We start from the raw sequence: 12691 nt of genomic DNA, 5'->3' as shown, positions 1-12691 counted from the left end.
CGCAAATTGCTGCTTTGATCGAAAACATCAAGAACGCTATCTCAATTCTTCAGATTGACATGCCTTGTCTGCGTTTGAAGCATGATGCGGTTCGTTGCTATCAACCATGTGCTTCAGGCAATCATTGCTTCGTTGCGCGCGGCCGGCACGATCGCTGGCGGAAGCGCTCCGAGCGCGCGCCACCAGCGGTGCTTTGCCGCCCGAGGATCGCAGGGGCGACGGTATGAACGCTGCCGTCGCGGAGCGAACGCTTTAGAGAAGGAAATCATCCCGCAAAATCACATGTGTCAACCGTAATACTTGAACTGTAATGGTTCTAAGATGAGTGTGTGCCGGACAGGTCACAGCATTGATTCAATTTATCCCTGCAAGTCTGGACTCGTTGACAGGCTTGAGAGGCTCGCTGGATAAAACCCTGCGCCACGGGGGTTGGCTGTGCTTCGACGAGGCGCTGGCCTGCTTCCTCGCGCCCGGGCCAGAAGCCGGTGTTCTCAAGTGTGCTGGAGTTTCCCATGGGCGGGTTCCGAAACGTCGGGCGGCATCGCCCGGCCCTGCGGCAGGGCTGGGGCCTCGGCGTGATCGTCGCCGCCGTGGCGGCGGCCGCTCCGGTCCTCGCGCAGGGGGAAACGGCGCAGGGGGAAACGGCGGTGCAACTCGACGAATTGTCGGTGCAGGGCTCCGGCGCCGCGGGGCGCGCATCGGGCAGCCCCAGGGCGCCGGTGAACCCCAATGCGGTGGTGGGACCGCCGCCCGCGCCCTATGCCGGCGGCGCCGTCGCCACCGGCTCGCGCCTCGGGTTCCTGGGCAACCGCAACGTCTTCGACCAGCCCTTCAGCGCGACGAGCTACACCGAGAAGCTGGTGCGCGACCAGCAGGCGCGCAACGTGCAGGACGTGGTCAACAACGATCCGTCGATCCGCACCAACGTGCCGGCCTTTTCCGGTATCCTCGGCTTCTTCATTCGCGGTTTTCCGGTCTTCGCGCAGGACATCGCCTTCAACGGCCTCTACGGCGTGGCCGATGCCTTCAACCCCGCCATCGAGCCGATCGAGCGGGTGGAGGTGCTGCGCGGACCCTCGACCCTGCTCTCAGGCATCCCGCCCTTCGGCAACATCGGCGGCGTGATCAACCTGATTCCGAAGCGCGCCGACGACGTGCCCCTCAACCGCGTCACCCTCGGCTACGCCTCGGACACGCAGATCTACAAGGCGGTCGATATCGGCCGGCGCTTCGGCGAGGCCAAGGAATGGGGCATCCGCTTCAACGGTGCCTTCAACAACGGCAGCACACCGATCGACCATCAGAGCCTGCATCTCGGCGTCGCGTCGCTGGCGCTCGACTATCGCGGCGAACGCCTGCGGGCGAGCGTCGATCTCGGCTATCAGGAACTCGACTTCACCGCGCCCCTGCGCAACCGCTCGGTGGCCGCCGGCGTGCGCATCCCGCGCGCGCCGGACCTGACGTTGAACCAGCACCAAAGCTGGGAGTATCGCGACAGCGCCAACCAGCAGGTGGCGACCCGGATCGAGTACGATCTCACGCCGGACCTGACCGTCTACGGGGCCTATGGCCGCTCGAACTTCCGCCAGGAGTATTTCGGCGGCGTGCTGGCGATCTTCAACGCCCGCGGCGATTACCGCGATCCCATCAGCTACCTTCCGTTCCACATCGTCAACCGGACCGCCGAGGCGGGCCTTCGCGGCACGGTGGAGACCGGTCCGATCAAGCACAGCTTCGGCCTCGCGGCGGTGGGATTCTGGCAGGACCTCGCCCAGCCGCCGGCGCAGAGTGTCGGCCCGACCATCGTGTCGAACCTCTACGATCCGGTCTCCGTGGCACCGCGCGCCACCGCCGGCCTGTCGAACGCGACCCCCCGCACCTCGAGCCGCCTCAACCGCAGCATCGCCATCGCCGACACCCTGTCGGCCTTCGACGACAGGGTGCTGCTCACCCTCGGGGGCCGCTGGCAGAGCCTCGACGTGAACTCCTACAACGCCGTCACCGGATTCCGGACCGGCTCCAGCGACAGCGGTGCCTTCTCCCCGGGCCTCGGCCTGGTGGTGAAGCCGGTCGAGCGCCTGTCGCTGTACGCCAATTACATCGAGGGCCTGACCTCGCCGGCTCCCCCGGTCAACGCCGTCAACGCCACCGCCGCCTTCCCGGCCGCGGTCTCGCGTCAGACGGAGGTCGGCGCCAAGTACGATTTCGGCAGTGTCGGCGTCGGGTTCGCCGCCTTCGAGATCGAGCAGCCCTTCGGCTTCACCGACCCGTCGACGCTGGTCTTCTCCGTCGACGGACGCCAGCGCAACAGCGGCGTCGAACTCACGGTGTTCGGCGAGCCCGTGCCGGGCATCCGGCTCCTCGGCGGCGTCAGCCTGCTCGACGGCGTGCAGGTGCGGGCGCAGGCGGCGGCCAATGTCGGAAAGGTCGCGGTCGGCGTGCCGGATGTGCAGCTCAATCTCTACGGCGAATACGATCTCCCGCCGACCCTGCTGGCGGGCCTCAGCCTCACCGGGCGCGTGATCTACACCGCGTCGCAATACTACGATCTGGCCAACACCCAGAAGATCCCCGACTGGGCGACCCTCGATCTCGGCCTGCGCTACGCCACCACCTTCGAGAATCGCCCCCTGACCCTGCGCGCCAACGTCGTGAACGTGACGGGCAACAATTACTGGGCGTCCACCGGCCGTGGCATCCTCGCCCAGGGCGCGCCGCGCACCTACCTGCTGTCGGCCTCCATGGACTTCTGAGCGTCGGTCACGGACTTCCCGCTCCGCCGTGGTGCCCGCAGGCAACGGCTGAGATGCCCCGTCGGGAGGGAACCGCCACGATGGCGAACCGATGCGGCAGGGGGAGCGCGGACGGGAAATTTTCGAGCGTCCCGTCGGTCGCCGACGATCGCCCAAACGAAAGGGCGCCGCGCTTGCGCGCGACGCCCTTTTGCTCATGTTTCCAGGGCGATCATGCCTCGGACATGAATGCCCAGGACGAACGCGTCCGGGACGAAAAATCCGTTCAGCGGGCGCCGGGCAGGCGCTGGGCCATCTGGTAATGGTGCTCGAGAACCGGCAGAGCCTGCTGGACGTGGGCGCGCAGGGCCGGGTTCGGGCCGTTCGACGCGTAGGACTGGTACATGCCGATGGCCATCTCGTGCGACTTCACCTGCATCGAGCCGTAGAGACGGTCGAAGCGCTGGCCGGACGGGGTCTGCGACAGCTCGGCGAGCATCGCCTGCTGCTGCGGGTTCGGCTGGACCAGGGTCGTGCCGGCCGTGGTGTCGACATCGCCCATCATCGAGCCGGCGGCGGCGCCGCGGCGCGCACCCGAACCGAGACCCTCGAGACCGCCGACGGGGCCGCCGCTCAGGGTTCCGCCGACGACGCCGGTGGCCGCGCCCGTGGCCGCACCAACGGCGCCGCCCGCGATGGCGATCGGCGCGGTGACGAGACCGCCGATGCCGTCGTTGCGGGCCATCACGTTGCCCTCACCGCCCGCGAGGGCGACGTTGGCGGCGCGGTGGTCGCGCAGGGTCTCCTTGGCGAAGCGGACGACCTGCGAGTTGCGGCTCTTCGACAGGGCGATCTGGCTCGACTGGACCTCGAAGGCATTGGCCTGCATCGCCGCAAGGCGAAAATCGCCCATGTCCTGCGCAAAGGCGGGGGTCGCGAGGGCCGTGATCACGGCGGTCATGGCAATGGTCTTGTTGATCATCGTTGTCCTCAATATGGCTGCGGCGACATCAAAGAACGGACCTGGGGGCCATTGTGCCCGCCCGGGTCCGTGACTTTCGCCTTCGGCCGGTCAACGGGGGAAGAACTGTTCTGTTCCAACCTGTTTTCGCGGGACAAGGCTCGTGTGCTGCCGATCCCGGGCAGCAAACTCCGCCGGGGACGGCGCCTGGCGGGGGGCGGCGCGGCGTGAAGCTCCAGGCGATCCAGGGCCTGCGCGCGGTCGCGGCCGGGCTCGTGGTGATCCATCACGGGCAGTTCGAGGCGGCGGCCCTGGCCCGGCGCGCCGGGCTCGCCTTCACCCCGAGCCCGTGGCTGCCGTGGTCGGCCGGAGTCGACGTGTTCTTCGTCATCTCGGGCTTCATCATCGTCCACGCGTCGGCGCCGCTTTACGGGCGGACGGGCGGACGGGCCCGCTTCCTCGCCCACCGGGTCGCCCGGCTGGTGCCGCTCTACTGGCTGGTGACGGGGCTCTACCTCGCCCTGGCGCTGGCCGTGCCGAGCCTCCTCAACGGCGGGGAATCCCTGGCGCCGGGCTACGTCGCCGCCTCGCTCCTGTTCTGGCCGGCCCTACGCCCGGACGGGATTCCCCAGCCCCTCTACGGCCTCGGCTGGACCCTGAACTGCGAGATGTTCTTCTACGCGGTCTTCGCCCTCGGCCTCGGTTGGGGGCGGGGCAGGGCGGTGGCGTGGCTCGGCGCGGCGCTCGTCGGCCTCGTCGCCGTGGGCTTGACGGTGCCCGACCTGCCGACGCCGCTGGCGTTCTGGAGCAGTCCCATCATCCTCGAATTCGCCCTCGGCGCCGGGCTGGCGCTCGCCCGCGCGCACGGCCTGCGCCTGTCCGCCCCCTCCCGCCTCGCCCTGGCCGGCCTCGGCTTCGCCTGTCTCGCCGGAGCCGGCGAGCCGGACGCCCTGTGGCGGCCCCTGGCCTATGGCGGGCCGGCGCTCCTCCTCGTGGCCGCCGCCGCGCTCGGACGAGAACGCGAGCGAGAACTTGGGCATTCGACCGCATCGCAGGGCGGAATGGTCGCCGCCGTCGTCGCCCTCGGGGACGCGTCCTACGCCCTCTACCTCATCCACCCCTTCGTCCTGCGCGGCACCCGCGAGGCCCTCGACCGCCTCGGTCTCGCGGGTTCCGTCGGCCCGTGGGGCGCGCTCGGCCTCATGCTCGTCCTGTCGGTGGCCGCCGCCCTGGTGGTCGCCCGGTTCGTCGAGGCGCCGCTGACGCGGGCGGTCCGGCGCCGGCTCGATCCGGGTGTTCCGCCGAAAACCGCGTGAGCCCGAAAACCGTGTGACTCCGCGCCGGTCGGAGTTTGCCGGCGGCGAAAATCGCACTAGCCTCCGGCGGTCCGCGCCATCGAAGGCAGCCTGCCATGAAGACGCTCCTCGTTCCCGTCGCCCTCCACGACAGCCTGCCCTCGGTGTTCGAGACGGCGATCCTCGCCGCCCGTCGCTTCGGCAGCCTCGTCGAGGGCGTGTCCCTGCGCCCGGCGCTCGCCGAGTACGTCCCCGTCGACATGGTCGGCGGCATGACCTGGCTGCGCGACGAGGAGGCCGACAAGGCCGAGGCCGAGGCCGCCGGCGGCCGCTTCGTCGCCTTCATGCAGCAGGCCGGCGTGCCGCTGATGGACGATGGACCCTGCACCCCGGCCGCCGTCGCGGCGGCCGGTCCGCGCTACCGCTGGCGCCCCGACGTGCCGGCGGGCGACGCCTTCCTCGGCCAGTATGCCCGCCTGTTCACCGCTACAGTGGTGGGTCGGCCCGGCACCGAGGACGGCTCGCCGCGCATGACCACCTTCGAGACCGCCCTGTTCGAGGGCGGGCGGCCGATCCTGCTCGCGCCCCCCATCGCCCCCGCGACGCTCGGCGACGCGATCCTCATCGCCTGGAACGGCTCGACCGAGACCGCCCGCGCCGTGGCCTTCGCCATGCCGTTCCTGCGCCGGGCCCAGCGCATCCGCGTCATCAGCGTCGAGGGCGGCACCGTGCCGGGGCCGAGCGCGGAGGAACTCGCCCGGGCGCTGGCCTGCGAGGGCATCGCCGCCGATCACCGCGCCCATTCGGCCGGGCGGCGCACCCCCGGCGAGGTGTTCCTCGCCGAGGCCGAGTCGTTCGGCTGCGACCTGCTCATCAAGGGCGCCTACACCCAGAGCCGCCTGCGCCAGATGATCTTCGGCGGCCCGACGAGCCACCTCCTGGCCCATGCCAACATCCCGATGCTGATGGCCCATTGAGGCCGCCGAATCCCCGAGCGTCACCGGACACCAAGCGTAACCGCATCGCGCACAATTGACTTGCGCGCGACTTTGATGCCGGGCAGGGTCCCGCCGGATCGGCTCATCGCCGATGGAAGGACCCCCATGATCAGAGCCGCCCGTCTCGCCACGCTCCTCGCCACCGCGGGTCTCGCCACCACCTGCCTCGGCCTCGCCGCGGCGCTCCCGGCCCGGGCGGAGGCGCCCGTCGTGCGCATCCGCGGCACCATCGCGTCGGTGGAGGGCAGCGCCGTCACCATCAAGCCGCGTGTCGGCGAGGCCGTCACCGTCCGGCTCGGCGACGCCGTCCGGGTCGCCGGCGCGAGTGCCGCCAAGATCACCGACATCCAGCCCGACAGCTACGTCGGCACCGCCGCCACGCCCCAACCCGATGGCACCCTGAAGGCCCTCGAGGTCGCGGTGTTCGCGCCCAGCATGCGCGGCTCCGGCGACGGCCACTACCCGTGGGATCTCGAGAAGGAGAACACCATGACCAACGGCGCCGTCGGCGCCGTGACGGGCACGGCCAACCGCACCATCACGGTGACGTATGCCGGCGGCCAGAAGACCATCACCGTGCCGGACGACGTGCCCGTGGTGGCCCTCGCCCCCGCCGATGCCAGCCTGATCAAGCCGGGTGCCCGCGTTGTCGCCTTCACCCGCGCCGACGCCTCCGGCACGGCCGTCGTCGACCGCATGGTGGTCGGCCAGAACGGCACCGTTCCGCCCATGTGACGATTGGGATTGTGACGATTGGGATTGCTGCGGGCGCGCAGACGGGCGCGTCCGTTCTATCCAGAAAACGAAACCCCGAAGGAGAGACACGCCATGATGAAGAGCCTGCTGACCGGCCTCGCCCTGACCCTGACGGTGGCCGTGACCACCGCCCGCGCCGACGACATCGTGCGCTACCGCGGCACCCTCGAGAAGGTCGACGGATCGACCCTCACCATCAAGCCGCGCACGGGCGACTCGATCACCGTCCAGTTCTCGAACGACACCAAGATCCTCGCCGCCACCACGGGCAAGCTCGCCGACATCAAGTCGGAGAGCTACATCGGCACCGCCGCGATCCCGCAGCCCGATGGCACGCAGAAGGCCCTGCAGGTGACGGTGTTCGCCTCTTCGCTCCGCGGCACCGCCGACGGCCACTACCCCTGGGATCTCGGCACGAACTCCACCATGACCAACGGCGCCGTCGGCACCCTCTCGGGCACGGACGGCCGCACCCTGCTGGTCAAGTACCAGGGCGGAGAGAAGAAGGTCGTGGTGCCGGACGACGTGCCGGTGACCCTGGTCGATCCGGGCGAGAAGAGCGTCCTCGTGCCGGGCTCCAAGCTCGTCGCCTTCACCAAGAAGGGCGCCGACGGCACGCTCACCGCCCCGATCCTCATCGTCGGCCGCAACGGCACCGTGCCGTCCATGTGAGGCCGCTGTTAACCCTCTCCCCGCCTGCGGGGAGAGGGCTTTGCCGACCTTGTCGTCGGCAAAGCGAGGCGGCAGCCGAAGGTGAGGGGGCGTATCCGAAGGAGCCTCTTTCGGACGCGCCCCCTCACCGTCGCTTCGGCTTACGCCTCCGCTCGCCGGAGGCACGGCGGGGTGCCTCCGGCCCTCTCCTCGCAAGCGGGGGGGGGGGGGAATTCGCACGACCATCCCGCACGTCCGCGCGCCGTTCATCGCAAAGGCGGGAGTCCTCGAAGATTGAAGGCATCATGACCATCGTCCCCGAACTCCCCGCCCGCCTCGTGGTGATCCACCCCCTCGTGGTGCGCCTCACCCACTGGATCAACGCGGTCGCGGTGTTCTGCATGCTGTTTTCCGGCTGGGCGATCTACAACGCCTCGCCGCTCTTCCCCTTCACCTTCCCGAAATGGGCGACGCTCGGCGGCTGGCTCGGCGGGGCCATCGCCTGGCACTTCGCCGCCATGTGGCTGTTCGCGGTGAACGGCCTCGTCTACCTCGTCTACGGGCTCGTCAGCCGGCACGTGACCCGCACGTTCCTGCCCCTGAGCGTCGGCGCCGTCTGGCGCGACGCGAAGGCCGCGCTCGCCTTCCGCCTGGTTCATCGGCTGGGCCAGTACAACGCCGTGCAGCGCCTCGCCTACGCGGTGGCGTTTCTTCTCGGCGCGCTCCTCCTCGCCTCGGGCCTCGCCCTGTGGAAGCCGGTGCAGCTCCAGGGCTTGGCGTCCGTGTTCGGCGGCTACGAGTGGGCGCGCCGCGTGCATTTCGGCGCCATGGCGGGCCTCGTCGGCTTCATCGTCCTGCACCTCGCACTGGTTTTGGTGGTGCCCAGCACCCTCAAGGCGATGATCACCGGCCGCGCCCGCGTGACACCCTCGGAAACGCAAGCATGACCCGCGACCCCGACTCCGCCGCCCGCCTCAAAGGCCTGCGCGCCGACCTCCAGCCGGAGCTGGTCAAGCTCGAGCGCCGGGCGCTCCTGCGCTCCGGCCTGTCGCTCGGCGCCCTGACGCTGCTCACGGGCTGCGACCTTTCCACCGGCTCCAACGGCACCGTGGCCGACCGGGTGCTGTGGGCCATGTCGAAATTCAACGACCGGGTCCAGGGTTGGCTGTTCGACCCGAACACGTTGGTGCCGACCTATCCGGCCTCGATGATCGACACCCCGTTCCGGTTCAACGCCTACTATCCGCCCGACAACATCCCCGAGGTCGAGGGCGTGGACTGGAAGCTCGAGGTCACCGGCCTCGTCGCCGACAAGACCCCCTGGACCCTGGAGAAACTCCGCGCCCTGCCGCAGGAGAGCCAGATCACCCGCCACGTCTGCATCGAGGGCTGGAGCCAGATCGGCCAGTGGAGCGGCGTGCCCTTGCGGGCGTTTTTGGAGCGGGTCGGCGCCGATCTCACGGCGAAGTATGTCGGCTTCAAATGCGCCGACCGCTATTACGGCAGCCTCGACATGCCGAGCGCGCTCCACCCCCAGACGGTCCTGGCGCTGGACTTCGCCGGCAAGGAGCTCGCCCCCGAATACGGCTACCCCCTGCGGGTGCGCGTGCCGACGAAGCTCGGCTTCAAGAGCCCGAAATACATCGGCAGCGTGTTCGTCACCAACGACTATCCGGGCGGATATTGGGAAGACCAGGGCTACAACTGGTTCAGCGGGATTTAGCAGGGAGATCAGAGGTTTGGCGCCTGCTCAGGACGTCCGGGTGGCGCGGCACCTGGACTCTGGCCTTTCGGCTCCGACCCAAATCGGCCGTTCGAAACGTGATCGGTAGGACCAAGATCAGTTCGTTCCACCTTGTCGCCTGACGTCGGAGATGTCGGAGAGTTGCCGTCCGATCTCCAGCAGGAGCATGTTGCTCATGAGATGGAGTACCGAGTCCGGAAGCTCATGGATGGCGTCACGAGCGGCGAGGCTATGCTCGGCCGCGCGTTCCAATGAGGACCGAGGATCAAAGGGGGACGTACAAATATCGGCCGCGTCCTGCTTCGTCTGGGTGATGTCAACGAGGATGCCGCTGCCACGGGTCGGGCGGCCTGTACGATCATGGGCGATACGGCCGCGATCCAGTATCCAGCGGGTTACACCATCGGCGGAGCAGACCCGGTACTCCAGGGTGCAGGAGAGGCCGTCCTCGGCACTTTGCGCAATCGTCCGCGCAGCCCGTTCGCGATCGTCGGGATGAATGCCGTCGAGGAACGCGCTCAGCGGGGCACCTGCCTCTGCCCGCACGGGATCGAGATTGAACACCAGAGCCACGAGCGCATCGGCATACACCCGGTCGTTGGGTACGTCGTACTCCCACCGGCCGATCGTCTCGGAAGAATCAAGGGCGTCCTGCAACAGGATCTGGGCAGCGACCGCTGTCTGTGATGCGCGATGCCCCATCTGCCCTCTCAAACCTCATTCCAATCGCTACTATTTGACAGGTATCTGACTTTGAGACGAACATAAAGGTTCCGCATCGATAAATGCAACCTGTGTACGTAAGCGTACGATTAGTATACACTAAATGTGGTGGCCAAACGCACGTTCCGAATGTGATACGAGCGACAACTAAGCGACTTCGGAGATCGGCGATGGGCCGCAAGTTGAATACCCTCGAGGAGGTGCAGACCGCGCTCGTGGAGCCTGAGGTGGATCAGCAAAGAGCCCAAGCTCAACTCCAGCAGCAGTATCTCAAGCGGATCGCACTCACGCTTGGGATGACCGCTGCAGAGTTGGGCGGCCATCCTGCCCCCACAAACGCGATCCAGCCCGCAATCGCTCTTGTGCGGCAAGACGAGCTAGTCCTCATCCAGGAGTGCTTGGACTTGGTCAAAGCTTTCGCAAAGATCCGGGACCCGCAAGCCCGCCTACGCTGCCTCGAAATTGTCTGTGAAGCCGCTGGTGCGAAGGTACAGTGATCACGCCTCTGGAGAGTGAGCGCCGTCAGAAGGACGACGACTTCTCCACCATTCGGTACCGTCGGCTTTCCACTTGTCCCGGCCGTAGGCGTCTGCCTGACCGAGCAGCCCACAAGCGAACCTCTTCAGGCCCTGCAAAGGGTCGCAAGCCGACCCGAGGCATGGGGACCATCCATCGGATTCTCCCCCACCGGGCTGGGGAGCGACGCTGAACGCAGGCCCTTCCCCCGCTTGCGGTGATGGCGCGCGTGCGTGTTCGACGGGATGTCATGACGCTCGTGGCGCGGGGCCTCACGATTCCCGCCGGGGCGGGGGAGGGTTGCCAAGCCTGTCTCGACGGCAGTGCCCACCATCTCGCATCGGCGCGAAATCCGCCCTACATCGCTCCCCCATGAGCACCACCGCCGACTTCACCCTCGACCCGCGTCTTGCCGCCGACACCGTCCATGCCGGCGACCTCGCCCTGTGCCGCGTGCTGCTGATGGACGACGCCCGGTTTCCCTGGCTGATCCTGGTGCCGCGCCGCCCCGACGTCAGCGAGATCACCGACCTGTCCCCGGACGACGCGAGAAGCCTCATGGACGAGATGCGCCTCGCCAGCGGCGTGATGCTGGCGCTGGCCAAGCCCGACAAGGTCAACGTCGCGGCGTTGGGCAACGTCGTGCCCCAGCTCCACGTCCACGTCATCGGGCGGTTCCTGTCCGATCCCGCCTGGCCGCGTCCGGTCTGGGGCGTGGGGGACGCCAAGCCCTATCCGGCCCACGCCCGCGCCCAGATGATCGAGCGCATCGGCGCCCTGTTCGCGGCGGCCTGAGCATGACCGATTTTCGCGATGGCCTTGGCTACGTCCACAACCGCCTCGTGCGCCATTCCGCCGAGAGCCTCGCGGCGGTGCCGTCGCTCACCGCGCCCGGTACCCGCCGCGTGGTGATCGCCGGCGACCGGATCGTGTTGATGGACGGCTCGGCCCTGCTCGCCCCCGACCGCATCGGGGCCGAGCCCGGCGTCACGCTCTTCCTCGGCCGCCTCGACGGCGACCCGGTCTTCGCCACCGCCGTGGCGGCGGAGCGGGCCGAGACCTTCGACGCCGACCCGGATGTCCAGACCAACGACCTCCGCAGCCTCGCCGCCGAGGGCAGGGTCGCCCCCCACGAGCTCGGGCTGCTGGCGACGGCGAAATCCCTGCTGTCCTGGCACGCGCGCAACCGCTTCTGCGCCAATTGCGGCGCCCCGACCGAGCCCGGCGCCGGCGGCTACCGGCGCGATTGCACCGCCTGCGAGACCCACCACTTCCCGCGCACGGACCCGGTGGTGATCATGCTGATCACGAAGGGGGAACGCTGCCTCCTCGGCCGCTCGCCGCGCTTCAAGGAGGCGATGTATTCCTGCCTCGCCGGCTTCCTCGAGCCCGGCGAGACCATCGAGGACGCCGTGCGGCGCGAGACCTTCGAGGAGGTCGGCCTGCGCGTCGGCGCGGTGACCTACCGCGCGTCCCAGCCCTGGCCGTTCCCCGCCTCCCTGATGATCGGCTGCGTCGCCGAGGCCCTCGACGACGCGATCACCCTCGATCCCGTCGAGCTCACCGACGCGCGCTGGCTCACCCGCGCGGACATCGCCGCGATGATCGCCGGGACGCACGCCGACGGCCTCACGGTGCCCCCGCCCATGGCCATCGCACACAGCCTCATGCGCGCCTTCGTCGATGGGACGGCGTGATCCGCGAACCCATCTCCCCCTGACGGGTTGTGCCTGCTCAGGGCCGCCGCCCCCGGCGGTCGAGGTTTGGGACACGCGCATGGACATTCCAGTCGACACCGTCACCGAGATCATCCTGCGCCTGCGCGCCGTCGAGGTGAAGGAGGGGCCGACGGACCCGGATTCCGGCTCCAACGCCATCGATGACGGCGCCACCGACGTGCTCACCTCCGGCACCGACGACGCCACGGAGGAAGAGGTGCGGGCGATGATCGGCGCCCTCAACGACGACGAGCGCGCCGACCTCTTGGCCCTGATCTATGTCGGGCGCGGCGACATGGAGGCGGAGGAATGGACCGACGCCGTCCGCTTCGCCCGCGAGCGCGAATCCGTCGGCGAGGGCGCCGCCCGCGAGTTGCTCGGCACGCCCAACGCCGCCGACCTGCTCTCGGAGGGCATGGCCAACCTCGGCATCACCCCGGATCTGCCCCAGGCCTGATCCGGCTTTCAGCCGCACCGGATCCATTGCGCGGATCGCGCATGAAAGCGGTGACGCGCGGGTCCCCTCTCCTTCCAGGAGAGGGAGGTCCGTCGCGCCCGTTCGAATCCGTACCGATCGAAGGGATGCCAAATGACATC

At 68.7% G+C, this 12691-nt stretch carries 13 protein-coding genes; 11 read left to right on the top strand and 2 right to left on the bottom strand.

Annotated elements, in window-relative coordinates; all coding sequences use genetic code 11:
* Positions 1 to 512 precede the first annotated feature (512 nt).
* Positions 513 to 2753, top strand: a complete 2241-nt coding sequence (locus tag MKK49_RS03220) for a TonB-dependent receptor (RefSeq protein ID WP_244026621.1) — start codon at positions 513 to 515, stop codon at positions 2751 to 2753.
* A 265-nt stretch (positions 2754 to 3018) separates the two neighbouring features.
* Here MKK49_RS03220 and MKK49_RS03215 read toward each other — a convergent pair whose 3' ends face one another.
* Entirely contained in the window at positions 3019 to 3714 is a 696-nt protein-coding gene (locus MKK49_RS03215) for a DUF4142 domain-containing protein (protein ID WP_244026620.1), read from the bottom strand.
* Between the two features lie 206 nt (positions 3715 to 3920).
* Between MKK49_RS03215 and MKK49_RS03210 the strand changes: the two genes are divergently transcribed.
* From MKK49_RS03210 to MKK49_RS03185, 6 genes are all read left to right on the top strand, one after another.
* A complete protein-coding gene (locus MKK49_RS03210) occupies positions 3921 to 5009 on the top strand; it encodes an acyltransferase family protein (protein ID WP_244026619.1) in 1089 nt (362 codons plus the stop codon).
* Between the two features lie 95 nt (positions 5010 to 5104).
* On the top strand, positions 5105 to 5965 hold the full coding sequence (locus MKK49_RS03205; RefSeq protein WP_244026618.1) for a universal stress protein: 861 nt from the start codon (positions 5105 to 5107) through the stop codon (positions 5963 to 5965).
* Positions 5966 to 6091: 126 nt separating this feature from the next.
* Positions 6092 to 6721, top strand: a complete 630-nt coding sequence (locus MKK49_RS03200) for a hypothetical protein (protein ID WP_244026617.1) — start codon at positions 6092 to 6094, stop codon at positions 6719 to 6721.
* Between the two features lie 93 nt (positions 6722 to 6814).
* The gene (locus MKK49_RS03195) at positions 6815 to 7414 is read left to right on the top strand and encodes a hypothetical protein (protein ID WP_244026616.1); all 600 of its coding nucleotides are present in this window, start codon (positions 6815 to 6817) and stop codon (positions 7412 to 7414) included.
* Positions 7415 to 7698: 284 nt separating this feature from the next.
* A complete protein-coding gene (locus MKK49_RS03190; RefSeq protein WP_244026615.1) occupies positions 7699 to 8340 on the top strand; it encodes a cytochrome b/b6 domain-containing protein in 642 nt (213 codons plus the stop codon).
* On the top strand, positions 8337 to 9116 hold the full coding sequence (locus tag MKK49_RS03185; protein ID WP_244026614.1) for a molybdopterin-dependent oxidoreductase: 780 nt from the start codon (positions 8337 to 8339) through the stop codon (positions 9114 to 9116). The genes MKK49_RS03190 and MKK49_RS03185 overlap by 4 nt, the downstream gene beginning before the upstream one ends.
* 117 nt (positions 9117 to 9233) lie before the next feature.
* Here MKK49_RS03185 and MKK49_RS03180 read toward each other — a convergent pair whose 3' ends face one another.
* On the bottom strand, positions 9234 to 9839 hold the full coding sequence (locus MKK49_RS03180; protein WP_244026613.1) for a PAS domain-containing protein: 606 nt from the start codon (positions 9837 to 9839) through the stop codon (positions 9234 to 9236).
* Between the two features lie 191 nt (positions 9840 to 10030).
* On the opposite strand from MKK49_RS03180, the gene MKK49_RS03175 reads away from it, so the two are divergent.
* The 4 genes from MKK49_RS03175 (at position 10031) to MKK49_RS03160 (ending at position 12551) form a co-directional block, all read left to right on the top strand.
* Entirely contained in the window at positions 10031 to 10357 is a 327-nt protein-coding gene (locus MKK49_RS03175) for a hypothetical protein (protein WP_244026612.1), read from the top strand.
* A 391-nt stretch (positions 10358 to 10748) separates the two neighbouring features.
* Positions 10749 to 11171: an HIT domain-containing protein gene (locus MKK49_RS03170; protein ID WP_244026611.1), complete on the top strand. Its 423-nt coding sequence runs from the start codon at positions 10749 to 10751 to the stop codon at positions 11169 to 11171.
* A gap of 2 nt (positions 11172 to 11173) precedes the next feature.
* Entirely contained in the window at positions 11174 to 12073 is a 900-nt protein-coding gene (gene nudC, locus MKK49_RS03165; protein WP_244026610.1) for an NAD(+) diphosphatase, read from the top strand.
* A gap of 79 nt (positions 12074 to 12152) precedes the next feature.
* Positions 12153 to 12551 (top strand): DUF3775 domain-containing protein, encoded by a 399-nt coding sequence (locus MKK49_RS03160; RefSeq protein WP_056088449.1) that lies wholly within the window; start codon positions 12153 to 12155, stop codon positions 12549 to 12551.
* Positions 12552 to 12691: the final 140 nt, after the last annotated feature.

The organism is Methylobacterium sp. J-090 (assembly GCF_022829345.1).
Lineage (GTDB): Bacteria > Pseudomonadota > Alphaproteobacteria > Rhizobiales > Beijerinckiaceae > Methylobacterium.
Note: the sequence above shows the minus strand (reverse complement) of the source record. Positions and strands in the feature narration are given on the sequence as shown.